This window comes from Streptomyces flavidovirens DSM 40150 (assembly GCF_000429085.1).
Classification (GTDB): domain Bacteria; phylum Actinomycetota; class Actinomycetes; order Streptomycetales; family Streptomycetaceae; genus Streptomyces; species Streptomyces flavidovirens.
Genome location: NZ_AUBE01000004.1, coordinates 1 through 22407, shown reverse-complemented (window position 1 = coordinate 22407; position 22407 = coordinate 1). Strand labels below are relative to the sequence as shown.

Here is a 22407-nt window from a genome sequence, read left to right as displayed (position 1 = left end):
TGCCGGGACGCGTACGTACGGGAGGGCCGCTCATAGCTCCCCGGTGCACGTGTCCCGGCCAACGCTTGCCCGGAATGTCCCCCAAGACAGTTCCGCGAACGTCCCCCAAGACGTTCTTGGCATCGCCCACTTAGACTCGCGGGCGGGCCGAATGGTTACCCTCAAATCTCAGTGACGTGCGTCACTTTGTGTGTGTCCTGTGAAGGTACGCAGCCGCAGGCTGTTTGTCACTACGAACACCGAGGAAAACGCCATCGCAAATCCGGCGATCATGGGGTTGAGCAGCCCGGCGGCCGCCAGCGGCAGGGCCGCGACGTTGTAGCCGAAGGCCCAGCAGAGGTTCCCCTTGATGGTGCCCAGCGTCCGGCGCGACAGCAGGATCGCGTCCGCCGCCACCCTCAGATCTCCACGTACGAGCGTCAGATCGCCCGCCTCGATCGCGGCGTCCGTACCCGTGCCCATCGCGAGCCCGAGATCCGCGGTGGCCAGGGCCGCCGCGTCGTTCACGCCGTCACCGACCATCGCCACGCTGCGCCCCTCGGCCTGCAACCGCCGCACGACGTCGGCCTTGTCCTGCGGCAGCACCTCGGCGTACACCTCGCCCGGATCGATCCCGACCGCACGCGCCACGGAATCGGCGACCGCCCGGTTGTCGCCGGTCAGCAGGACGGGGGTGAGGCCGAGTTCGCGCAGGCGTGCCACCGCTTCCGCGCTGGTCTCCTTCACCGCGTCCGCCACGGCCAGGACGCCGCGCGCCGACCCGTCCCAGGCCACGGCCATCGCCGTACGCCCGCGGGCCTCCGCCGCTTCCCTGGCGTCGGCCAGCTCGGGCGGCAGCTCCACGCCCGCTTCGGCGAGCAGCGCCGCACGCCCGACGAGCACCTCGTGTCCGTCGACCAGGCCGCGCACGCCGAGACCGGGGACGTTCTCGAACTTCTCCACGCCGGGGAGCGGTCCGGTCCGCCGGGCGGCGCCTGCCGCCACGGCCTGCGCGACCGGGTGCTCGGAGGCGTGCTCCAGGGCGCCGGCCAGGCGCAGCAGCAGTGACGCGTCGGTGCCGGGCGCCGTGACGACGTCCTGAAGCTCCATCCGGCCCGTCGTGACCGTCCCCGTCTTGTCCAGTACGACGGTGTCCACACGCCGGGTCGACTCCAGCACCTCGGGCCCCTTGATCAGGATGCCGAGCTGGGCGCCGCGCCCCGTGCCGACCATGAGCGCGGTGGGCGTGGCCAGGCCGAGCGCACACGGGCAGGCGATGATCAGTACCGCCACGGCGGCGGTGAAGGAGGCTGTCGGGTCGTCCGTGACCAGCAGCCAGGTGGCGAGCGTGCCCAGGGCGATCAGCAGCACGACCGGCACGAAGACCGCGGAGACGCGGTCGGCCAGGCGCTGCACCTGCGCCTTGCCGTTCTGCGCGTCCTCGACGAGGCGGGCCATCCGGGCGAGCTGGGTGTCGGCGCCGATGCTGGTCGCCTCGACGACGATCCGGCCCGAGACGTTCACGGTGGCGCCCGTGACGGTGTCCCCGGCGGTCACGTCCACGGGCAGGGACTCGCCGGTCAGCATGGACGCGTCGACCGCGGAGGTGCCCTCGGTGACCGTGCCGTCAGTGGCGATCTTCTCGCCGGGGCGTACGACGAAGTGGTCCCCGACGCTGAGGGCGTCCACGGGGATGCGTACCTCCGTACCGCCTCTGAGTACCGTCACGTCCTTCGATCCGAGCTCCATCAGCGCCCGCAGCGCGGAGCCGGCCTTCCGCTTGGCCTTCGCCTCCAGGTAGCGGCCGAGGAGGATGAAGGTGACGACTCCGGCGGCGACTTCCAGGTAGATCGTCGAGGCGCCGTCGGTGCGCTGCGTCGCGGTCAGCTCGAAGCCGTGGCGCATGCCGGGCATGCCCGCGTGTCCGAAGAACAGGGCCCACAGCGACCAGCCGAACGCGGCGAGCGTGCCGACGGAGACGAGGGTGTCCATGGTGGCGGCGCCGTGCCGGATGTTGGTCCAGGTGGCCCGGTGGAACGGCAGCCCGCCCCAGACGACGACCGGCGCGGCGAGGGTCAGTGAGAGCCACTGCCAGTTGTCGAACTGGAGGAAGGGGACCATCGCGAGCACGACGACGGGCAGGGAGAGGGTGAGCGAGATGAGGAGACGCTGCCGCAGCGAAGCGAGCTGCGGGTCGTCGCCGTGCCGGCGCTCCGCCGCCGTGTCCCGCGTCGGCGGGGCGGCGGCGGGCGGTGTGGGGCGCTCGGCGGTGTAGCCGGTCTTCTCGACGGTGGCGATGAGGTCGGCGACGGCCACCCCGTCGACGTAACTGACCTTGGCCTTCGCCGTGGCGTAGTTGACGGTGGCGTAGACGCCGTCCATCCGGTTGAGCTTCTTCTCGATGCGGGCGGCGCAGGAGGCGCAGGTCATGCCGCCGATGGAGAGCTCGACCTGGGAGGTGTCCACGGTCGGCGCCGGCGCCTCTTGCGCTGTGCTGGTCATGTGCTCGCTCCAGGGAAAACAGGCTGGGCCGTACGGGAGCCAGTATGAACCTGGCCCGGTACGGCCCGGCCGAAGAAGGTGGTACGGGAGATACAGGTGGTTCGGGCGGGCCCTCAGGCCTGGCCAACGAGTTCGTAACCGGCCTCGTCGACGGCGGCGCGTACGGCCTCCACGTCCAGCGGCGCCTCGGAGACGACCGTCACCTGCCCGGTGGAGGCCACCGCCTTCACCGAAGTGACACCGGGGATCTCCGAGACCTCGCCGGCGACGGCGCCCTCGCAGTGGCCGCAGGTCATCCCGCTCACCTGGTAGACAGTGGTGACGGCGCCCACCTGGACCCCGGCCGACGTGTCGTGGCAGGAGCCGGCCGGCGAGCAGCAGGAGCCGGTCGCGGGGGCCTCGGTCTTCGTCTCGGTCTCGGCGGTCATGTCGGTTCTCCCTCTCGAAGGCGTACGCAGTCGTGGTGCCCCAGAAAGCCACGGGGATGCCGTGACTGCCTGACACTGCCCAGACTATACCCCTAGGGGGTATGAATGCCACTTCTCCCCCCGGCGTTTCGCGCCCCGCGCCCCGAGCTGGCCGAGGGCGACTCCGAACGACTCGCCCAATAAGACGTCGTTGCATTGGGCGAGGGGTGTGCAGCCCGCCGGCCCGCCCCAGCCCCCGCAATGACCGGTGCAAGAGGCCACTTGGGCAGGGAAAACGCAACTTCGACATGGCCCGCAGAGGCGGCTACCTTCACCTGGTCTTCGGCGATCGCTCACGGTCGTACGGGAGTTCCTTCAGGCTGAGCCACCCGCGACGGGATGAGTTGGTCACGCCCCCGAATCCTCGCCCCCATGCGTAAGCCACCGAACCGGGTCCACACCGGGCACCCCGACCAGGGAGAGAAGCATGCCCCATCTTGCTCTGTACACATTCGGCGTCCTGAAGTCACCTCTCGCCGATCCCGCACCTCTCACGCGCGAGTTGTACGACACTGGTGAGGCCGTCTACCGGAAGATCAGTCAGCACCCCGGATACCTCGCGCGTGCTGAAGCGGCAGACGGTGACCGGGGCTCACACTTCGAGGCGGACTGGGGTGCATGGGGAGAGTTCGCCGTACCGACCTGGTACGGCAAGGGCCGTACGGTGGAAACCACCGCCCTGGCCGCGACCCTCTCGCTCTGGACCGACCTGCGCCCCGCCTTCGACGCCATCTACACCGGCCTGCACCGTGAGGCGCTGAACAGGCGTTACGACTGGTTCGAGAGGACAGGACATCCGGGTTACGTGTTCTGGTGGGTCGACAACGACGTGATACCCACCTGGCAGGACGGGGTTTCCAGGCTGGAGCACCTCCACGACCACGGCTCCGCGCCGCACGCCTTCACCTTCCACCACTCGTTCGCCCCGGACGGAACTCCGGCCAGGATCAAAGGCATGGCAGCCGGGTCCGCATAGCGGTTCTGAGCCGGGCCGAGCATCGCCATCGCGGCGGCCGGATAGTCCGTCCTGAGTTCCTTGATGTGGGCGGCGGCGATTCCGGCGAAGGCGGTTGGCAGCCTGGCGATCAAGCCAGTTGAGACGATCTCTAAACGCGCAGGACCCCGGAGCTGGAAGCTCCGGGGTCCTGGCAGGCCTACTGTCAGATGCAGTTGGTCTGCACCGAGACGAGGCCGGTGACCCGCGAAAGGGGAAGGGAGGCCACGACGGAACCGGCAGCACCGGCGACGTCGCCGACGCTCGCGGAGGCGGCGTGACCGGAGACGTCGGCGCTGGCGCTGGCCATACCACCCGAGATGCTGTCCAGCGCGCTGTCGGAAAGCTCGCTGGTCTCGACCTCGGAGGTGAAGTGATTGCGCATTACTCGCCCTTTCATTAAATGCGATGGGGTTCCCGAAGCGGATGCAATCACGCCCGCGGGCCACCCGGCAACTTACTCCCAGGTCTCCTTATGGTGCACACTTCGGCACCACAACATCCCCCTGACCTGCACTTTTGCCCTCACGAAATAGTCCGCTAATGACGGGCGTGGCATATCAGCAATGGGATGGGCGTGAGATGTCCAGATCTTGGGTGTATCGATGCACAGGTGAAGTGAAAACGGCATTTAGCGGCGGAATCGGCCGCGTGCGGCGTCGGTCTCCAAGCGCTTGGAGACCGACGCCGCGCGGCTCATTCCCTGCGGCCTCTGTTGCCCGGGCGGCGTGACACCCAGGTGCGGATGGTGTCCGCGTACCAATACGGTTTGCCGCTTTCCACGTGGTCGGGCGCGGGAAGCAGTCCGTGCTTGCGATAGGAGCGCACGGTGTCCGGCTGGACCCGGATGTGCGCGGCGATCTCCTTGTACGACCAGAGTCTTCGGTCAGTCATCTGTGGCACCTCCCTGCGCGCGCCTCAGCGGCGGCCGGGGGGCCGTCGGGGGGGCTGGGGCGCGAACGCTGGCGATCACTCAGCCTGTGCTCGTTGAACGACGCAGGGTGATGTTCGGGGAGGGGCTGTCGTACGCCTGTGACGGAAGACCCGCACAACGGAGACATGTGTGACAGGAGTTCAACGAATGTGACGCTTGTGGCGGGCGGGACGGTCCTGTGCGGTCGGCGGTTGGCGGATCGGCGCGTCGCGGGCTGCTAGGCGCCGCAGGAGCGCAGGAAGTGGCGCGTACGCCGGGCGATCGGCAGCGGCTTGTCCGGCGGGCACGGATACATGTCCTGCTCGACGATCGCGAACAGGTCGACGTCCAGCCGCCCGGCCGCCGCCAGTACGGGCTCCAGCGCCGGCACCCCGGCGGGCGGTTCGCACATCACGCCCCGCCCCACGGCGGGCCCGAACGGCACCTCGTTCGCGACGACTTCGGCGAGGATCTCCGGATCCACCTGCTTGAGGTGGAGGTAGCCGATCCGCTCCCCGTACGTCTCGATGAGCTTGACGCTGTCCCCGCCGCAGTACGCGTAGTGGCCGGTGTCCAGACAGAGTGACACCAGCGCCGAGTCGGTCGCGTCCAGGAAGCGGGTGACGTTCTCCTCGCTGTCGATATGGGTGTCCGCGTGCGGGTGGACGACGATCTTCAGCCCGTACCGCTCGCGCACCTCGCGCCCGAGCCGCTCCGTCTGCCGGGCGAGCGTCCGCCACTGAGCGGGCGTCAGCGTGCGCTCCTCCAGCACCTCGCCGGTCTTGTCGTCCCGCCAGAACGACGGGATCACGACCAGATGCTCCGCGCCCATGGCTCTGGTCAGCTCGGCGACGTCCGCGACGTGCCGCCAGGTGGCGTCCCAGACCTCCGGCCCCCGGTGCAGTCCGGTGAAGACCGTCCCCGCCGAGACGGACAGTTCCCGTCGGCGGGTCTCGTCGGCGAGGCGGGCTGGATCGGTCGGGAGATAGCCGTACGGGCCGAGCTCGATCCAGCGGTAGCCGGCCTCGGCGACCTCGTCGAGGAACCGTTCCCAGGGCACCTGCCGTGGGTCGTCGGGGAACCACACTCCCCAGGAGTCGGGGGCGGAACCGACGCGGATGCGGGTCGGCGCGGGTGCAGGAGACGTCATGGGCGCCAGCTTTCCGGCCGCCCGTGAAACGTGTCAAGGGTTCGTCCGAATGTAAGGACAAAGCGTTGACAGCATGCGCCGACGCCCACTAGACCTGGGTGCAGTCGCCGGACCGGAGGGACGCGCATGCTGCCCAATTCGTACGAGCCGTACGACCTGATCACGATGGGCCGGATCGGAGTCGACCTCTATCCACTGCGGGCCGGTGTCCCGCTGGCGCGGGTCGACGCGTTCGGCAAGTTCCTCGGCGGCTCCGCCGCGAACGTGGCGGTCGCGGCGGCCAGGCTGGGCCGGCGCACGGCCCTCATCACCCGCACCGGGACCGACCCCTTCGGTGACTACCTCCACGAGGCACTCAGGGAGTTCGGGGTCGACGACCGCTGGGTGACCGGGGTCGCCGACCTGCCGACGCCGGTGACGTTCTGCGAGATCTTCCCGCCGGACGACTTCCCGCTCTACTTCTACCGGCAGCCGAAGGCGCCGGACCTGGAGCTGCGGGCCCAGGAGCTGGACCTGGACGCGATCCGTTCAGCGCGCATCTTCTGGATGACGGGCACGGGCCTGTGCGAGGAGCCGAGCCGCTCGGCGACGCTCGCGGCGCTGGAAGCGCGGGGGGCGCAGGGGGCGTGCGGTACGACGGTCTTCGACCTCGACTGGCGGCCCATGTTTTGGAAGAACGCAGCCTGGAAGGACGCGGACCGGAAGGACGCACCCCGGAAGGACGCACCCCGGAAGGACGCGCCCCCGAAGGACGCGCCCCCGAAGGACCCAGCCCGGAAGAACGTGGACCCCGCTGAGGCCCGCTCGTACTACGCCCGGGCCCTTCGCCACGCCACCGTCGCCGTCGGCAACCTCGACGAGTGCGAAGTCGCCACCGGTGAGCGCGAACCGTACGCCGCCGCCCGCGCCCTGCTCGCCGCCGGTGTCGAACTCGCCGTCGTCAAACAGGGACCCAAGGGCGTGCTGGCCATGCACCGCGACGGTACGACGGCCGAAGTCCCGCCCGTACCCGTCGAGGTACTCAACGGCCTCGGCGCCGGCGACGCCTTCGGCGGGGCCCTGTGCCACGGGCTCCTCGCCGGCTGGGACCTTGAGTGGACCATGCGGTACGCCAACGCCGCCGGCGCCATCGTCGCCTCCCGCCTCGCCTGCTCCTCCGCCATGCCCCGCCCGGCCGAGGTCGAACACGTCCTCGCGGGCGGCCCGGTCCCCGCGCAGGAGCCGACGTCGTGACCACCGGCCTGCGCATCCCCGACCTCGTACGGGTACGGACCCACCACCCCGAAGCGATCGCTGAGGCCGCCGCCCGCCGCCCCCGCCGACCCCTGATCGGCCCGAGCGGGCGGCTCATGATCATCGCTGCCGACCACCCGGCCCGCGGCGCCCTCGGCGTCGGCGACCACGAACTCGCGATGGCCGGCCGCCCCGACCTGCTGGAGCGGCTCTGCCTCGCCCTCTCCCGCCCCGGCGTCGACGGCGTGCTGGCCGCCGCCGACATCCTCGACGACCTGCTCCTCCTCGGCGCCCTCGACGACAAGGTCGTCATCGGCTCCATGAACCGCGGCGGCCTGTCCGGCGCCGCGTTCGAACTCGACGACCGCTTCACCGGCCCCCGCGCCCAGGACCTGGAGCGCCGCGGCTTCGACGCGGGCAAGCTGCTCCTGCGCATCGACTACGACGACGCCGGATCCCTGGACACCCTCCACGCCACCGCCCGCACCATCGACGCGATGGCCGAACGGCGGCTGCCGGTCTTCGTCGAGCCGTTCATCTCCCGCCGCGTGGACGGGAAAGTCCACAACGACCTGAGCGCCGGAGCCGTCACCCGTTCCATCGCCATCGCCTCCGGCCTCGCCGGCACCTCGGCGTACACCTGGTTGAAGGTCCCCGTGACGGAGAACCCCGACGACATGGCGCGGGTCATGGAGACCTCGACGCTGCCCGCCGTGCTGCTGGGCGGCGAGGTCGGCGCCGACCAGGACGCGGCGTACGAGAAGTGGCGCGAGGCGCTCCGGCTGCCGACCGTCCAGGGTCTTGTCGTCGGCCGGTCGCTGCTCTATCCGGCCGACGGGGACGTGGCGGGCGCGGTCGACACGGCCGTGGGACTGCTGCAGCACAAGGCCGAGGGGTAGGGAGAAGGCATGACGGACAACGACAGGCACGTACTCCGGGCGGGAGCCGCCGCGCAGGGTCCGTACGCCCTGGACATCGACCCGAAACGGGCCGGCTGGAGCCATTCGAGCCTGCGCGTGCTGGAGCTGCCGCCCGGCGGCTCGCACTCGCTCGCCGCCGGAGACAGCGAGTGGATCGTCCTGCCACTGAACGGTGGTTGTGCGGTGCACGTGGAAGGCGAAGGCGAGGGCTTTGAACTGCTGGGCAGGGAAAGCGTGTTCAAGTCGGTGACCGACTTCGCCTACGTGCCCCGTGACGCCCACGCCCAGATCACCTCCGGCGCGGGAGGCCGCTTCGCTTTGGCAGGAGCGAGGTGCGAGCGACGACTCCCCGCCCGCTACGGCCCCGCGCCGGAGGTACCCGTCGAACTGCGCGGCACCGGCAACTGCTCGCGCCAGGTCAACAACTTCGCCGCCGCGAGCGCCTTCGCGTGCGACCGGCTCATCGCGGTCGAAGTCCTGACCCCCGGCGGGAACTGGTCCTCGTACCCGCCCCACAAACACGACGAGTACCAACCGGGCGTCGAGTCCGAGCTCGAAGAGATCTACTACTTCGAGGTGGCCGACCCCGACGGACACGGCCGTGACAGCGGCCTCGGCTATCACCGCGTCTCGCCGTCCCGCCCCGGAGGTACGGACGTCCTCGCCGAAGTCCGCACCGGCGACGCCGTCCTCATCCCCGACGGCTGGCACGGCCCCTCCATCGCCGCGCCCGGCCACACCCTCTACTACCTCAACGTGATGGCGGGCCCGGGGTCCGGGGAGGAACGGGAGTGGCTGATCCGCGACCACCCCGACCACCGCTGGATCCGCGACACCTGGGCTTCGCAGCCCGTCGACCCCAGACTGCCGTTGTACGGACCCGAGGAGCAGGAGCGATGAGCACCCGCCGCCCGACCACTCGCCGGCTGACCACCGCCCAGGCCCTGGTCGCCTTCCTCGCCCGCCAGTACACCGAGCGCGACGGCGCCCGCCACCGCCTGATCGCCGGCACCTGGGGCATCTTCGGCCACGGCAACGTCGCCGGCATCGGCCAGGCGCTCCTCGAACCCGGCTCGGACGACATGCCGTACTACCAGGGCCGCAACGAGCAGGCCATGGTGCACGCCGCGGTCGGCTACGCCCGCCAGTCCAACCGCCTCTCCGCGCACGCCGTCACCACCTCCATCGGCCCCGGCGCCACCAACCTCGTCACGGGCGCCGCCCTCGCGACGATCAACCACCTGCCCGTCCTCCTCCTCCCCGGCGACACCTTCGCGACCCGCCCCGCCGACCCCGTACTCCAGCAGCTTGAAGTCCCGTACGCCGGTGACGTGTCCGTCAACGACTGCCTGCGTCCGGTGTCCCGGTACTTCGACCGGGTCACCCGCCCCGAGGCCCTCATCCCCGCCGCGCTCGCCGCCGTGCGGGTCCTGGCCGACCCGGCGCAGACCGGCGCCGTAACCCTCGCGCTGCCGCAGGACGTGCAGGCACAGGCGTACGACTGGCCGGAGGAGTTCTTCGCCGAGCGCGTCTGGCGGGTACGGGCCCAAGAGCCGGACCAGCGCGAACTCTTCGCGGCGGTGGAGGCGTTCCGCGCCGCCCGCCGCCCCCTGCTGATCGCCGGCGGCGGCGTCCACCACAGCGGAGCCGAGCAGGCCCTGGAGGCCTTCGCCGAGGCGACCGGCACCCCCGTCGCCTCCACCCAGGCGGGCAAGGGCTCACTGCCGTACGACCACCCGGCGGACGTCGGCGGCATCGGCCACACGGGCACCGCCACCGCCGACGAACTCGCCCGTAACGCCGACCTGGTGATCGGGGTCGGCACCCGCTACTCCGACTTCACCACCGCATCCGCGACCCTGTTCCAGAACCCGGACGTCCGCTTCGTCAACCTCAACATCACCGGTTTCGACGCCCACAAGATGGGCGCGCGACAGGTCGTCGGTGACGCCCGCGTCGCACTCCAGTCCTTCAAGCACGCCCTGGACGGCCACCGCGTCCCCGACGCCTACGTCGCCGAATACCGCGCGGCCAAGGCCCGCTGGGAGTACCGCGTCACCGCCGCCTACGCCGCGCCCGACGGGGACGCACGGCCGACCCAGGTCCAGGTGCTCGGCGTACTCGACAGCCTCGTCAGCCACGACGACATCCTCATCAACGCGGCCGGCTCCCTCCCCGGCGACCTCCACAAACTCTGGCGGACCCGCTCCCGCACCCAGTACCACGTCGAATACGGCTACTCCTGCATGGGCTACGAGATCCCCGCCGCCATCGGCGTGCAGCTCGCCGCCCCCGGCCGCCCGGTCTGGGCACTGGTCGGCGACGGTACGTACCTGATGAATCCCACCGAAATCGTCACCGCCGTGCAGGAGCGCCTCCCCATCAAGGTCGTCATCCTCCAGAACCACGGTTACGCCTCCATCGGCGGCCTCTCCGAGTCCGTCGGCGCCGAGCGTTTCGGTACGGAGTACCGCTTCCGGGCGCCCGACGGCTCGTACACCGGCGCGCCGCTCCCGGTGGACCTGGCGGCGAACGCCGCGTCCCTGGGGATGCGGGTCCTTCGCGCCGAGACCGTGCGTGACCTGCGGGAAGCTCTTGCGGAGGCGCGCCGGTCCGACCTCCCCACATGTGTCTACGTCGAGACGCGAACGCCCGACACAGTGTCGGGCGCGCCCGCCGCCCAGGCGTGGTGGGATGTTCCCGTGGCCGAGACCGCGACCCGCCCGTCGACGGTCAAGGCCCGGGAGGAGTACGACCGTCAAGCCGCTGCGCGACGCCGCCATCTCTGACCGCCCCCGCTGCACTACAAGGAGTACTGGGATGAAGACCGTCAACCACTTCATCGGCGGCAAGACCGTCGAGGGCGCGTCGGGTAACTGGGGCCCGGTGACCGACCCGGCCACGGGTGAAGTGACCACGCAGGTCGCGCTCGCCTCGGTCGAGGAGGTCGACGCCGCCGTGGCGTCGGCGAAGGCCGCGTACGCGACGTGGGGCACCTCCTCCCTCGCCGCGCGCACCACGGTGCTCTTCCGCTACCGCGCGCTGCTGGACGCCCACCGCGACGAGATCGCCGCCCTGATCACCGCCGAGCACGGCAAGGTCCACTCGGACGCGCTGGGCGAGGTGGCGCGCGGTCTGGAGATCGTCGAGCTGGCGTGCGGCATCACGACGCAGCTCAAGGGCGAGCTGTCCACGCAGGTGTCGAACCGTGTGGACGTCTCCTCGATCCGCCAGCCGCTCGGTGTCGTCGCGGGCATCACGCCGTTCAACTTCCCGGCGATGGTGCCGATGTGGATGTTCCCGCTGGCCATCGCGTGCGGCAACACGTTCGTACTGAAGCCGAGCGAGAAGGACCCGTCCGCGTCGGTCCGGCTGGCTGAGCTGGCGTCGGAGGCCGGGCTGCCCGACGGCGTACTGAACGTCCTGCACGGCGACAAGGTCGCGGTCGACGGCCTCATCAACCACCCGGACGTCGCGGCGGTCTCCTTCGTCGGCTCGACCCCGATCGCCCGCTACATCCACCAGACCGCCTCCGCCAACGGCAAGCGCGTCCAGGCGCTCGGCGGCGCGAAGAACCACATGCTGGTCCTGCCGGACGCCGACCTGGAGGCGGCGGCCGACGCGGCGGTCTCGGCGGCGTACGGCTCGGCGGGTGAGCGCTGCATGGCGATCTCCGCGGTGGTCGCGGTGGGCGCGATCGGCGACGAGCTCGTCGACAAGATCCGCGAGCGCGCCGAGAAGATCAAGATCGGCCCCGGCAACGACCCGGCGTCCGAGATGGGCCCGCTGATCACCGCCGCCCACCGTGACAAGGTCGCCTCGTACGTCACGGGCGCGGCCGCGCAGGGCGCGAAGGTCGTCCTGGACGGCACGGGCCACACGGTCGAGGGCTTCGAGAACGGCCACTGGATCGGCCTGTCCCTCCTCGACGAGGTCTCCACCGACTCCGACGCCTACCGCGACGAGATCTTCGGCCCGGTCCTCTGTGTCCTGCGCGTCGACACGTACGAAGAGGGCGTCGCCCTCATGAACGCGTCGCCCTTCGGCAACGGCACCGCGATCTTCACCCGCGACGGCGGCGCGGCGCGGCGCTTCCAGTTGGAGATCGAGGCCGGCATGGTCGGCGTCAACGTCCCGATCCCGGTGCCGGTCGGCTACCACTCCTTCGGTGGCTGGAAGGACTCGCTCTTCGGCGACCACCACATCTACGGCAACGACGGCATCCACTTCTACACCCGCGGCAAGGTCACCACGACCCGCTGGCCGGACCCGGCGGACGCCCCGGCCGGCGTCGACCTGGGCTTCCCGCGCAACCACTGATCCACCGGATCACGCTTGGGCCCGTACGGATGTCGCTTCCGTACGGGCCCCGCTATCAAGACCGGCGCGGCCTGACCCGGAGAAACGCCCAGCCAGGCGCTCTGGTGGCGAAAAACGCTGGCAGTCGTGTGGCACGTACCGGCATGCTGAGCGCATGTTGATCAGGGAAGCCACCACCGAGGACTGGCCCGCCATCTGGCCGTTCTTCCACGAGATCGTCGCCGCGGGCGAGACGCTCACGTACCCGCTCCACCTCGGCAGGGACGAAGCCCGTGAGTGGTGGTCCCCGGCCGCTCCGAACCGTACGGTCGTCGCGGTCGACGACGCCGGTACGGTCCTCGGCACGGCGAAGATGAACCAGAACCACATGGGCAACGGCTCCCACATCGCCAGCGCCACCTACATGGTCGACCCGAAGCACTCGGGGCGGGGCGTGGGGCGGGCGCTGTGTGAGTACAGCGTGGCGTGGGCGCGGGAGGCGGGGTTCCGGGCGATGCAGTTCAACGCGGTCGTGGAGACCAACGTCCATGCGGTGAACTTGTACAAGTCGATCGGCTTCGAGGTGATCGGGACGCTCCCCGAAGGATTCAAGCACCCCACTCAGGGCTATGTCGGTCTGCACATCATGCACATGGCCCTCTGATGAGCGGTACGCGCGAGATGCGCGAGATGCGCGCGCTGCACACGGAGACGACCATCACCGTCTACCAGGCGTACGCACCGGCAATCGGCGTACCGGCCGCCCGCGAAGGCCGGTTCCCCGCTGCCTGGAAGCGGGAACGGATGACGTGGATCAAGCCGTCGTTCCTGTGGATGATGTACCGCTGCGGCTGGGGAACGAAGCAGGACCAGGAGACCGTCCTCGCCATCGAGATCACCCGCGCCGGCTTCGACTGGGCGCTGCGCAACGCCTGCCTGTCGCACTACGCACCCGGCGTCCACGCCGACCAGGCGGCCTGGAAGCGCGAGTTGAGGCAGGCGCCGGCCCGTGTCCAGTGGGACCCGGAGCGCGACGTACACCTGAATCCGCTTCCGTACCGCTCGCTTCAACTGGGGCTGGCGGGGGAGGCGGCGGGGCGGTACGCCGACGAGTGGACGGTGTCCATCACCGACGTAACCCCGCTCGCCCACGAGATCCACGCCTTGGTGCGAGCGGGAGACCCACACGCCGCCGCGCGGCTCCTCCCGCAGGAGCGCGTCTATCCGGCAGCGGCGGAACTACTCGCTCCGCTGGGCGGCGCGGCGTACGGGAGAAGTAACTTCTAGTACCACATGTAGAGGTGCCACTTCACGACCCCGTCGTGGCCGGGAAACCTTTCGCAGCTCGCCGTCCAACTGGGATGCTGGCTCATCCAGTAGTTGCCACGGTTGTAGCAGGCGCCGATGGTCTGGTGGCTACTGTAGAAATGCTTGACCGCGGCCGCGTTCCGGGCATCCGCCGGACCCCTGGTATCGACGGACGACGCGGCGGGAGCTGCCTGGGCAGGTGCCGCTACGGCACCCAGGGCGAGTGTGGTTCCGAGGGCGAGCCCAACGAGGATCTTGCGGGTACGCATGACAGTCCCTTTCGTCGGTGTCAACGAGCAGTGTTCTGCCGTCCACGCCCTTGCCGGGCGACGGACCGCCTGGTGTGAGGCACGTGGGCAACTCTGCTCGGCCGACCTGTGGCAAACCATGTGAAAACTTTGAACCCGCAGGTCAGTGACCGCTCTTGCGGATTACTCGCCCACGAAATCCTCGCCCTGGCGGCGGCGGAACCGCTCGCTCCCCCGGGCGGCGCGGCGTAAGCGCCGGCGCCCGGGGGAGCGGTACCGCGGAGCTGAGGCGTCAGCGTACGTCGACGTAGTCGCCCGCTGCCACGACCGCCGGCGTGGTGGACGTGCCCGCGAAGTTCCAGCGCCAGTAGCCGTCCTTGGCGGCCGTGACGGTGGTCTTGAGGTTGCCCGTCGAGTTGCTCTTCACCGTCTTGACGGTCGTGTACGTGTTGCTGCCCGCCGGGCGGAACTGGAGTCGGACGGACTGGTTGGTGTAGCCCGCGTAGATGTACCTGTCCCAGTTGGCGCGCGCCAGCTTGCCCGTGACCGTGATCGTCTTGCCCTTGGTGACCGGCTCCGGCGAGGCGTTGACGCTGAGGGTGGAGCGCCGCTGCACGGGGTGGGTGCCGTAGGTCTCCCCGTAGTAGTCGCCGTCCTTGGCGGTGAGCTGGACCTTCACCTTCCACGGCCCCGCGAGAGTGTTCCGCGGCAGGTCGATGTCACTTTCGAGCCGGACGGTCAGCTTGCAGGTCGAGGTGGTGGCGCTGGAAGCGGTGCACGTCGGCGTGCCGTGGTACGTCCAGTAGTCGTCCCCCACTTCGCGGTCGATGCCGAGGTACCGGTGGCCGCTGTGGCTGATCCCCGAGTCGTCGGAGGCGGTCACCGAGATGGTGAACGACTCCGTCCGCGAGGTGCCGAAGACGATGGCCTTGCCACCGTTCACGGAGACCTTCTTGATCTCCACACCGGTCTCCGCCGCGTACGCCGCCGGAGCGGTGGCGGTGAGAGCGGAGCCGGAAAGTACCAAGGCGCCGGCGAGAAGGGCGCCTGTGGATGCTACGCGCATGAATCCCCATATGGTTCGGGCTGCCCGCGACCGACCGCGAACCCCCCGGTCACGGGCATGACAGATTGCGCGTGAGGATAACCCGTGCGGAGGCGACGCCCGCAACCGCGTGGCCTCCCGCCGGGCACGGCGACGCCTGGCCGCGCCCGGGGGAGTGGATCACGCGGCTAGAAGAGGGAGTACAGGAGCCTGTTGGGAGAGCCCGTGCGGGGGTCCTGGACCTTGTTGGGGGTCGCGTTGTTGACCAGGGCGTCGCGGACCTGGGCCGGGGTCGCGGTCGGGTTGACGGAGACATAGAGGGCGGCTACGCCTGCGGTGTGGGGCGCGGCCATCGACGTACCGGAGATGGTCTTCGTGGCCGTGTCGTTGTCCTTCCAGGCGGACGTGACGTTCACACCCGGCGCGAAGAGGTCCAGGCACGTGCCGTAGTTGGAGAAGGACGCGCGGCGGTCGCTGCTGTCGGTCGCGCCGACGGTGATGGCCTCGGGGACGCGGGCGGGTGAGTAGTTGCACGCGTTGGCGGGCCAGCCGAGGATGTTGCCGTTTCCGGCCGCGACGGCGTAGCTGACGCCCGAGGCGATGGACTTCTTCACCGCGTTGTCGAGTGAGGTGTTCGCGCCGCCGCCCAAGCTCATGTTGGCCACGGCCGGCTTCTTCGCGTTCGCCGTGACCCAGTCGACGCCGGCGATGACGCCCGCCGTCGTACCGGAGCCCGCGCAGTCCAGGACACGCACCGCGACCAGCTTGACGGCCTTCGCGACGCCGTACGTCTTGCCGCCGACCGTGCCCGCCACGTGCGTGCCGTGGCCCTGGCAGTCCTGACCGTTCTGGCCGCCGCCCACGGTGTCCGTGCCGACCGTGGCGCGGCCGCCGAACTCGCTGTGGGAGGTGCGGATTCCGGTGTCGATGATGTACGCCGAGACGTTCGACGCGGTGGTGTTGTAGGTGTACGTCGTGGAGAGCGGGAGGTTGCGCTGGTCCACGCGGTCGATGCCCCAGGTGGCGTTCGTCTGCGTCTCGTTGAGCTGGACCTGGGAGTCCTGTTCGACGTACGCGACCTTCGGGTCCGACGCGAGCTTTGCGGCCCGTGCCTTGGACATCGTGGTGGAGAAGCCCTTGAGGGCGCTGCGGTAGACGTGCTTCGGCGTGACGCCCAGGTCGGCGGCGCGCGTCGTGCCGTCCTTCAGGACGACAATCCAGCTGTTTTCGACCGCCGTTGAGGCCGGGGCCAGGCGGAGGTCTCCGGTGGGCGCGCTCTGTGCTGTGGGAGGGCCTACGAGCTGGAGACCGGCTGCGAGGGCTATGACGGGTATCAGGGCCCCTGCGCGGCGGAAAGTGGGTCTCATGTGTCGTGCACCTGACCTTTCGTTGACCGGATCGCGGGCAATTGCGGGGGTGCGGAGTGCGGGTGGCACGTGGCGCGTGGCGCGTGGTGATGCGTCGTGGTGCGTCGTGGTGCCGATGTGCAGCACAGGGTCTCGTGCTGCACACAAGCGCACAAGGTCGCGTTACCGGCGGAATCAAGCCAAAGAGATGCCTGCGGCGCGGAGGCGTCCGGCCACCGTCGCCCAGTCGGGCGGAGAGAGTGGTTCGAGGGGATTCGTGCCTACGTCCATGTCCTTGAAGCCACTGGAGGTCGACACGCAGACCAGTGCCCCTTCGCCGGACGGCGGCGCCAGTTGGCGCAGACCCGCCAGGGACGCCGCCGACGAGACCTCCGCCCACAGCCCGCCCGCCGCCAGTTCCGCCCGCGCCGCAGCCATCTCCGCGTCGCTCACCCGCAGCGCCCGGCCGCCGCTCTGTGCCGGGACGCCGAGTTCGGCGCAGATCTCGTACGCGACGGTCTTGTAACCCTCCGGGTCGAAGGCGTGGCCGGTGTGCGCGGCGGCGGTGAGGTTGCTGACCGGGTGGTAGCCGAGGCGGTCGACGATCTGCCGCATCAGGGACCACCGCTCGTGCTCGGGTACGGGCAGCACGACCGCGCCGTACGCGTCCAGGAACGACTGAACGGCCGGCGGGGCGCCCGCCGATGCCAGCACCACACGCCGCAGGCCGGCGCGCGCCGCGTACGCCGCCGCAGACGCGCCGTGATTGCCGGAGGAGGCCACCACGATGCCCTGCGCGCCCGACCCGAGCGCCGCGCTGACCGTGCAGCGGTTCAGCCGGTCCTTGTGGCTCCAGGTGGGGTTGCGGGACTCGTCCGTGTCCCGCGTGGGGTCGAAGAGGGTGCTCGGTACGTCGTCGTACGCGTAGTCCACCTCGACGGGGTACGCCATGGATGGGGTGCTGGTGCCGGGCAGCCGGCGCTGAGTACCGGCCACAGCGGGTAGCGGACCTCGGGGTCGCCGAGCGAGCGCTGGCCGGTCGCCAGCGAAGGTGAAGGGGAAGGTGTGGCGCTCGCGCTGCCGCTCCCGCTCACTCGAACGTCCAGGTGAGCATGGCGAAATCGCCGTCGTCCTCGGCCCGCGCCGAGCGGTACGTCGCCAGCGCCGCGTCGTTGTCGCGCTCCACGCCCACCCACATGCCGTAGCAGCCGCGCTCCTTCGCGGCCTCCGCCAGCGCCTGCGTCAGGGCGCGGCCGATGCCGCGCCGCCGGTACGGCTCGTCGACGGACAGTTCGTACAGGCACATCTCGGTGCCCTTGTCCGGGTGGCTCATCTCGATGCCCGAGACCATTCCGACGGGCTCCCCTTCGACGTACGCGACGAGCATCAGATGGCCGGGGGCCGCCAGGAAACGCTCCGCCCATTCCGGGCGGGCCGGGCCGTCGTAGAGGTGCTCGGCGGCGGTCAGTTCGGCCACTGTCGTCGCGCGGCGGACGACCGGTCGGGTGTCCATGGGGCTCCCTTCGCTACGCGCACTACTCCCACTGCGGTACGGGGCGGGGGCACCGTACTCCTTGAGTACTCCAGAGACTTCCATCCGGGGGCAGCTTCGGTTGTCATACCCGGGACCTAGGGTTCAGTTATGAAGCTACGTATTCCCCGCAGCCGGGCGCTCGCCGGTGCGGTCGCCGCGTTCGCCGTCCTCGCCGGGGGCGGTACGTGGACGGCCGTAGCCTCCGGCAGCGATGCGCCCACCGTGCACCGCGAGGAACGGATCATGAGCATGGACGGGGTGAGAATCGACACCTCGTTCTTCACGGTGGACGGCGCGGACGGCGTGGACGGCGCGGCCGGGAAGCGGCCCGCCGTCCTTCTCGGGCACGGCTTCGGCGGCAGCAAGCGCGACGTACAGGCGCAGGCCGAGCAACTGGCCCGCGACGGGTACGCCGTGCTGACCTGGTCCGCGCGCGGCTTCGGGAAGTCGACCGGGAAGATCGGGCTGAACGACCCGGACGGCGAGGTCAAGGACGTATCGCGGCTGATCGACTGGCTCGCCGAGCGCCCCGAGGTGCGGCTCGACGCGGACGGCGATCCGCGCGTCGGCGTCAGCGGCTCGTCGTACGGCGGCGCGATCTCGCTCCTCGCCGCGGGCCACGACAAGCGCGTGGACGCCGTCGCACCGCAGATCACCTACTGGAACCTGGCCGACGCGCTCTTCCCCGACGGGGTCTTCAAAAAGCTCTGGGCCGGAATCTTCATCAACACGGGCGGCGGCTGCGAGAAGTTCGAGAATCGGCTGTGCGAGATGTACGAACGGGTCGCCGTCGCCGGAAAGCCGGACGCCGCCGCCCGTGACCTGCTGACGGCGCACAGCCCGTCCGCCGTGGGTGACCGCATCAAGGTGCCCGCACTCATCGTGCAGGGACAGAACGACTCCCTCTTCCCGCTCGACCACGCCGACGCCATGGCGAAGGCGATCGACGGCAACGGCGCGCCCGTCGCCGTCGACTGGATCGCGGGCGGGCACGACGGCGGGGACCGTGAGTCGGCCCGCGTGGAGGGCCGGATCACCGACTGGTTCGACCGCTACCTGAAGGGCGAGAAGGGCACAGACACCGGGCCCGCCTTCCGCGTCACCCGTACCGGAGGTGTCGACTCCACGGACGGCGCGGCCAAGCTGAGGGGCGCGGCGAGTGACCGCTACCCGGGCCTGGAGGCCGGGCGGCGGCAGCTCAAGCTCGCGGCCGCCAAGCCCGAGCAGCACTTCACCAACCCGGCCGGGGCGAACCCGCCCGCCATCTCCGCCGTACCGGGGGTCGGGGCGCTGTCCCAGCTCTCCGGACTCGGCGTCGGGCTCTCCCTCGACTTCCCCGGGCAGAACGCGCGCTTCGAGACCGCGAAGCTCGCCTCCGACCTGCGCGTCACCGGCTCGCCGACCGTGAAGGTCAAGGTGAAATCGGACCGCGACGACGCCGTCCTGTTCGGCAAGGTGTACGACGTGAGCGCGGACGGGCGCCAACAGGTGCTGCCCTCCCAGCTCGTCTCGCCGGTCCGCGTCAGCGGCGCCGGTGCGAAGGACGGCGCCACCGTCGAACTGCGGCTCCCGGCGATCGACCACGAGGTGAGGGCCGGGCACCGGCTGCGCGTCGTCCTCGCGGCCACCGACCTCGGGTACGCGTCCCCGGCCGACCCGGCGGCGTACACCGTCTCCCTCGAAGGGGACGGGGCGCTCACCGTGCCCACCGCGACCGGTGTGAAGACCCAGGCGGCCCCGCTGCCCTGGTGGGTCTGGGGGCTGCCGGCGATCGGCGCGGCCGTGGCGGTGGCGCTGCTGCTGACCGCCCGGCGGCGGACGGTGGCGCCCGCGCCCGACCCGGCGCTCGCCGAGGTCCCGCTCCAGATCACCGGCCTGACGAAGAAGTACGCCAAGTCCGCCGACCGGTATGCCGTACGGGACCTGTCGTTCCGCGTCGAGAGGGGCCAGGTGCTCGGGCTCCTCGGGCCGAACGGCGCGGGCAAGACCACCACCCTGCGCATGCTCATGGGTCTCATCACGCCCGACAGCGGCGAGATCCGGGTTTTCGGGCACGCCATCAGGCCGGGCTCGCCCGTCCTGTCGCGCGTCGGATCGTTCGTCGAGGGCGCGGGCTTCCTGCCGCACCTGACCGGGCGGGCCAACCTCGATCTGTACTGGCAGGCCACCGGCCGGCCCGCCGAGGACTCACGCATGGACGAGGCCCTGGAGATCGCGGGGCTCGGCGACCCTTCCCCAAGCTCTCGGCTTCGCTCGACCAGGGGAGACCCCATCGACCGCGCCGTACGGACGTACTCGCAGGGCATGCGGCAGCGACTCGCCATCGCCCAGGCCATGCTCGGCATGCCGGACCTGCTCATCCTCGACGAGCCGACGAACGGCCTCGACCCGCCCCAGATCCGCGAGATGCGGGACGTGATGATCCGGTACGCGGCCGCGGGACGCACCGTCATCGTCTCCAGCCACCTCCTCTCGGAGGTCGAGCAGTCCTGCACGCACCTCGTCGTGATGGACCGGGGGCAGCTGATGCAGGCCGGACCCGTCGCGGAGATCACCGGTGGCACGGACACGCTGCTCGTGACGACGGAGGGCGAGGTGAGCGAGGCGCTGGCCGAGAAGGTGGCGGCGCTGCCGGGCATCGGGACCGCCGTACGCACCGACGAAGGCCTGCTGGTACGGCTGGACGGGGCATCGCCCAGCGCACTCATCGGCGAACTGGTTCGCCTGGACGTTCCGTTGACGGGTGTCGGGCCGAACCGTCGCCTGGAGGACGCGTTCCTCACCCTGATCGGAGGCACCTCCGCATGAGTACCCCTGTCACCGCACCGGCCACTGAGCGGGCCACTGAACCGGCTACCGAGTCGGCCACCGAATCGGCCCCCGGCTACCGGGCCGGCCACACCCTGCCGCTGCGCGTCGAGGCGATGCGGCAGTGGCGCAGGCGGCGCACCATGGTCATGGCCGTGGTGCTCGGCGCGCTGCCGCTCATCCTGATCGCGGCATTCGCGATCGGCGGCACACCCGGCCGCGAAGGCGGCCGGGTGACCCTGATGGACACCGCCACCGCGTCCGGCGCCAACTTCGCGGCGACATGCCTGTTCGTGTCCGCCGGCTTCCTGCTGGTGGTGCCGGTGGCGCTGTTCTGCGGCGACACGGTGGCCTCGGAGGCCAACTGGTCCTCGCTGCGGTACCTGCTGGCGGCGCCGGTGCCACGGGCCCGGTTGCTGTGGAGCAAGCTCGCGGTGGCGCTGGCCTTCAGCCTCGCGGCGATGGTGCTGCTGCCGGGCGTGGCACTGGTCACCGGTTCGATCGCGTACGGCTGGGGCCCACTGGAGCTGCCGACGGGCGGTTCGCTGCCGGCCGGCGACGCGATACCGCGCCTCGCACTGGTCGTGGCCTTCATCTTCGTGTCCCAACTGGTCACCGCCGCCCTCGCCTTCTGGTTGTCGACGAAGACCGACGCCCCGCTGGGAGCGGTGGGCGGCGCGGTCGGCCTGACGATCGTCGGCAACGTGCTGGACGCGGTGACCGCACTCGGCTCCTGGCGCGACTTCCTTCCCGCGCACTGGCAGTTCGCGTGGGCGGACGCGCTTCAGCCGCAGCTTGAGTGGGGCGGAATGCTCAAGGGGGCGGCGGTGTCGGTGACGTACGCACTGGTGCTCTTCGCGCTCGCGTTCCGGGGATTCAGCCGCAAGGACATCGTTTCCTGATCCCGCTCGGCCATGATGTGGGCCATGGCCACTCTCCTGATCGCCCTCGCCGTCGTCGCCACAGGGCTGTACGCCGGCTTCATGCTGATCTTCCTCACCGGCATCATGCCCGCCCTGGGGCGGCTGACGGACGAGCAGTTCGTGGCGGCGATGCGGCGTATCAACGAGGACGTACCGCGCGGCGTGTTCGTGTCGGTCATGCTCGCCTCGGTGGTCTTCCCGGCCGCCGCGCTGGCAGTCCCCGGCGACGACCGGTCGGGGCCGCAGTGGGTCCTGCTGGCAGTCGGCCTGGGGCTCGTCATCCTCAACCACCTGGTCACGATTGCCGGGAACATCCCCCTCAACAACGCACTCGCCGCCTCCGAACGGACCGGCAGCACCGACCGTGAGGTACGGAAGGCGTTCGAGGCCCGGTGGAACCGCCTGCATCTGGTACGCACGCTGCTGGTCACGGCGGGCTTCGCCCTGGTGGTCGGCGCATCCCTGGCATAGGGCTGCGGCTCCCCGCGATGGCGCCGCCACGCTCGGCACCGTAGGCCGGAAAGCGGACAACGAAAAGGGCCCCGATTCCCGTGACTCATTCACGAGATCGGGGCCCTCAAGGAGGAAAGCCTCGTAACCGCAGCGCTGGCGGCTCAGCGCTCCGGGGAGCTTAGAAGACGCCGCCGAGGATGGGCAGTGCCGGGGCGTCGGAGTTGTCGACGATGGCGGACTTCTTCATGTCGTGGCACTGGTTGGTGCGTGCCTCGTCGAGGACCT

General features: G+C 70.4%; 20 protein-coding genes. 11 read left to right on the top strand and 9 right to left on the bottom strand.

What is annotated here, in order from left to right; genetic code table 11:
- Window positions 1–168 precede the first annotated feature (168 nt).
- Window positions 169–2481, bottom strand: a complete 2313-nt coding sequence (locus G412_RS0107420; RefSeq protein ID WP_028811531.1) for a heavy metal translocating P-type ATPase — start codon at window positions 2479–2481, stop codon at window positions 169–171.
- A 113-nt stretch (window positions 2482–2594) separates the two neighbouring features.
- Window positions 2595–2909 carry a heavy-metal-associated domain-containing protein gene (locus G412_RS0107415; RefSeq protein ID WP_028811530.1) on the bottom strand — a complete coding sequence of 105 codons (315 nt, stop codon included), beginning with the start codon at window positions 2907–2909 and terminating at the stop codon, window positions 2595–2597.
- 466 nt (window positions 2910–3375) lie between these two features.
- Here G412_RS0107415 and G412_RS0107410 point away from each other — a divergent pair, with 466 nt between their 5' ends.
- Window positions 3376–3924 carry a DUF3291 domain-containing protein gene (locus G412_RS0107410; protein WP_028811529.1) on the top strand — a complete coding sequence of 183 codons (549 nt, stop codon included), beginning with the start codon at window positions 3376–3378 and terminating at the stop codon, window positions 3922–3924.
- A 184-nt stretch (window positions 3925–4108) separates the two neighbouring features.
- Here G412_RS0107410 and G412_RS0107405 read toward each other — a convergent pair whose 3' ends face one another.
- The 3 genes from G412_RS0107405 to G412_RS0107395 all read right to left on the bottom strand — a co-directional run bounded on the left by G412_RS0107405 (window position 4109) and on the right by G412_RS0107395 (window position 6005).
- Entirely contained in the window at window positions 4109–4327 is a 219-nt protein-coding gene (locus tag G412_RS0107405) for a hypothetical protein (protein ID WP_037648034.1), read from the bottom strand.
- Between the two features lie 311 nt (window positions 4328–4638).
- Window positions 4639–4836: a helix-turn-helix transcriptional regulator gene (locus G412_RS0107400; protein ID WP_028811527.1), complete on the bottom strand. Its 198-nt coding sequence runs from the start codon at window positions 4834–4836 to the stop codon at window positions 4639–4641.
- 257 nt (window positions 4837–5093) lie between these two features.
- The gene (locus G412_RS0107395; RefSeq protein ID WP_028811526.1) at window positions 5094–6005 is read right to left on the bottom strand and encodes a sugar phosphate isomerase/epimerase family protein; all 912 of its coding nucleotides are present in this window, start codon (window positions 6003–6005) and stop codon (window positions 5094–5096) included.
- A 126-nt stretch (window positions 6006–6131) separates the two neighbouring features.
- Between G412_RS0107395 and iolC the strand changes: the two genes are divergently transcribed.
- From iolC to G412_RS0107360, 7 genes are all read left to right on the top strand, one after another.
- On the top strand, window positions 6132–7238 hold the full coding sequence (gene iolC, locus G412_RS0107390) for a 5-dehydro-2-deoxygluconokinase (protein WP_037648031.1): 1107 nt from the start codon (window positions 6132–6134) through the stop codon (window positions 7236–7238).
- 14 nt (window positions 7239–7252) lie between these two features.
- The gene (locus tag G412_RS0107385; protein WP_028811524.1) at window positions 7253–8137 is read left to right on the top strand and encodes a Cgl0159 family (beta/alpha)8-fold protein; all 885 of its coding nucleotides are present in this window, start codon (window positions 7253–7255) and stop codon (window positions 8135–8137) included.
- A 9-nt stretch (window positions 8138–8146) separates the two neighbouring features.
- Complete coding sequence (gene iolB / locus G412_RS0107380) at window positions 8147–9058, top strand: 5-deoxy-glucuronate isomerase (RefSeq protein WP_028811523.1); 912 nt, start codon at window positions 8147–8149, stop codon at window positions 9056–9058.
- A complete protein-coding gene (gene iolD, locus G412_RS0107375) occupies window positions 9055–10947 on the top strand; it encodes a 3D-(3,5/4)-trihydroxycyclohexane-1,2-dione acylhydrolase (decyclizing) (protein WP_028811522.1) in 1893 nt (630 codons plus the stop codon). The genes iolB and iolD overlap by 4 nt, the downstream gene beginning before the upstream one ends.
- A gap of 31 nt (window positions 10948–10978) precedes the next feature.
- Window positions 10979–12478 (top strand): CoA-acylating methylmalonate-semialdehyde dehydrogenase, encoded by a 1500-nt coding sequence (locus G412_RS0107370; RefSeq protein ID WP_028811521.1) that lies wholly within the window; start codon window positions 10979–10981, stop codon window positions 12476–12478.
- Window positions 12479–12632: 154 nt separating this feature from the next.
- On the top strand, window positions 12633–13121 hold the full coding sequence (locus tag G412_RS0107365; RefSeq protein ID WP_028811520.1) for a GNAT family N-acetyltransferase: 489 nt from the start codon (window positions 12633–12635) through the stop codon (window positions 13119–13121).
- Complete coding sequence (locus tag G412_RS0107360) at window positions 13121–13744, top strand: DUF4291 domain-containing protein (protein ID WP_028811519.1); 624 nt, start codon at window positions 13121–13123, stop codon at window positions 13742–13744. Before G412_RS0107365 ends, G412_RS0107360 begins: the two co-directional genes overlap by 1 nt.
- Window positions 13745–14305: 561 nt before the next feature.
- Here G412_RS0107360 and G412_RS0107350 read toward each other — a convergent pair.
- From G412_RS0107350 to G412_RS0107335, 4 genes are all read right to left on the bottom strand, one after another.
- Window positions 14306–15079 (bottom strand): hypothetical protein, encoded by a 774-nt coding sequence (locus tag G412_RS0107350; RefSeq protein WP_028811517.1) that lies wholly within the window; start codon window positions 15077–15079, stop codon window positions 14306–14308.
- A gap of 167 nt (window positions 15080–15246) precedes the next feature.
- The gene (locus G412_RS0107345) at window positions 15247–16425 is read right to left on the bottom strand and encodes a S8 family peptidase (protein ID WP_028811516.1); all 1179 of its coding nucleotides are present in this window, start codon (window positions 16423–16425) and stop codon (window positions 15247–15249) included.
- A 174-nt stretch (window positions 16426–16599) separates the two neighbouring features.
- The gene (locus G412_RS33590) at window positions 16600–17400 is read right to left on the bottom strand and encodes a pyridoxal-phosphate dependent enzyme (protein WP_051338193.1); all 801 of its coding nucleotides are present in this window, start codon (window positions 17398–17400) and stop codon (window positions 16600–16602) included.
- A 94-nt stretch (window positions 17401–17494) separates the two neighbouring features.
- Window positions 17495–17917 carry a GNAT family N-acetyltransferase gene (locus G412_RS0107335; protein ID WP_028811515.1) on the bottom strand — a complete coding sequence of 141 codons (423 nt, stop codon included), beginning with the start codon at window positions 17915–17917 and terminating at the stop codon, window positions 17495–17497.
- A gap of 129 nt (window positions 17918–18046) precedes the next feature.
- On the opposite strand from G412_RS0107335, the gene G412_RS0107330 reads away from it, so the two are divergent.
- From G412_RS0107330 to G412_RS0107320, 3 genes are read left to right on the top strand one after another with little or no spacing between them, the layout of a single operon-like run.
- Window positions 18047–20746 carry an alpha/beta fold hydrolase gene (locus G412_RS0107330; protein WP_028811514.1) on the top strand — a complete coding sequence of 900 codons (2700 nt, stop codon included), beginning with the start codon at window positions 18047–18049 and terminating at the stop codon, window positions 20744–20746.
- Entirely contained in the window at window positions 20743–21648 is a 906-nt protein-coding gene (locus G412_RS0107325) for an ABC transporter permease (protein ID WP_028811513.1), read from the top strand. Before G412_RS0107330 ends, G412_RS0107325 begins: the two co-directional genes overlap by 4 nt.
- A gap of 24 nt (window positions 21649–21672) precedes the next feature.
- Window positions 21673–22140: an anthrone oxygenase family protein gene (locus G412_RS0107320; protein ID WP_037648124.1), complete on the top strand. Its 468-nt coding sequence runs from the start codon at window positions 21673–21675 to the stop codon at window positions 22138–22140.
- Window positions 22141–22407: the final 267 nt, after the last annotated feature.

Bases quoted from the DNA above. Each gene is read 5' to 3' on its own strand.
- G412_RS0107405 (WP_037648034.1), bottom strand. From the start codon at position 4,327: ATGCGCAATCACTTCACCTCCGAGGTCGAGACCAGCGAGCTTTCCGAC.
- G412_RS0107415 (WP_028811530.1), bottom strand. From the start codon at position 2,909: ATGACCGCCGAGACCGAGACGAAGACCGAGGCCCCCGCGACCGGCTCC.
- iolD (WP_028811522.1), top strand. From the start codon at position 9,055: ATGAGCACCCGCCGCCCGACCACTCGCCGGCTGACCACCGCCCAGGCC.
- G412_RS0107360 (WP_028811519.1), top strand. From the start codon at position 13,121: ATGAGCGGTACGCGCGAGATGCGCGAGATGCGCGCGCTGCACACGGAG.
- G412_RS0107410 (WP_028811529.1), top strand. From the start codon at position 3,376: ATGCCCCATCTTGCTCTGTACACATTCGGCGTCCTGAAGTCACCTCTC.
- G412_RS0107370 (WP_028811521.1), top strand. From the start codon at position 10,979: ATGAAGACCGTCAACCACTTCATCGGCGGCAAGACCGTCGAGGGCGCG.
- G412_RS0107325 (WP_028811513.1), top strand. From the start codon at position 20,743: ATGAGTACCCCTGTCACCGCACCGGCCACTGAGCGGGCCACTGAACCG.
- iolC (WP_037648031.1), top strand. From the start codon at position 6,132: ATGCTGCCCAATTCGTACGAGCCGTACGACCTGATCACGATGGGCCGG.
- G412_RS0107350 (WP_028811517.1), bottom strand. From the start codon at position 15,079: ATGCGCGTAGCATCCACAGGCGCCCTTCTCGCCGGCGCCTTGGTACTT.
- G412_RS0107320 (WP_037648124.1), top strand. From the start codon at position 21,673: ATGGCCACTCTCCTGATCGCCCTCGCCGTCGTCGCCACAGGGCTGTAC.
- G412_RS0107330 (WP_028811514.1), top strand. From the start codon at position 18,047: ATGAAGCTACGTATTCCCCGCAGCCGGGCGCTCGCCGGTGCGGTCGCC.
- iolB (WP_028811523.1), top strand. From the start codon at position 8,147: ATGACGGACAACGACAGGCACGTACTCCGGGCGGGAGCCGCCGCGCAG.
- G412_RS0107365 (WP_028811520.1), top strand. From the start codon at position 12,633: ATGTTGATCAGGGAAGCCACCACCGAGGACTGGCCCGCCATCTGGCCG.
- G412_RS0107420 (WP_028811531.1), bottom strand. From the start codon at position 2,481: ATGACCAGCACAGCGCAAGAGGCGCCGGCGCCGACCGTGGACACCTCC.
- G412_RS0107335 (WP_028811515.1), bottom strand. From the start codon at position 17,917: ATGGACACCCGACCGGTCGTCCGCCGCGCGACGACAGTGGCCGAACTG.
- G412_RS0107395 (WP_028811526.1), bottom strand. From the start codon at position 6,005: ATGACGTCTCCTGCACCCGCGCCGACCCGCATCCGCGTCGGTTCCGCC.
- G412_RS0107400 (WP_028811527.1), bottom strand. From the start codon at position 4,836: ATGACTGACCGAAGACTCTGGTCGTACAAGGAGATCGCCGCGCACATC.
- G412_RS0107345 (WP_028811516.1), bottom strand. From the start codon at position 16,425: ATGAGACCCACTTTCCGCCGCGCAGGGGCCCTGATACCCGTCATAGCC.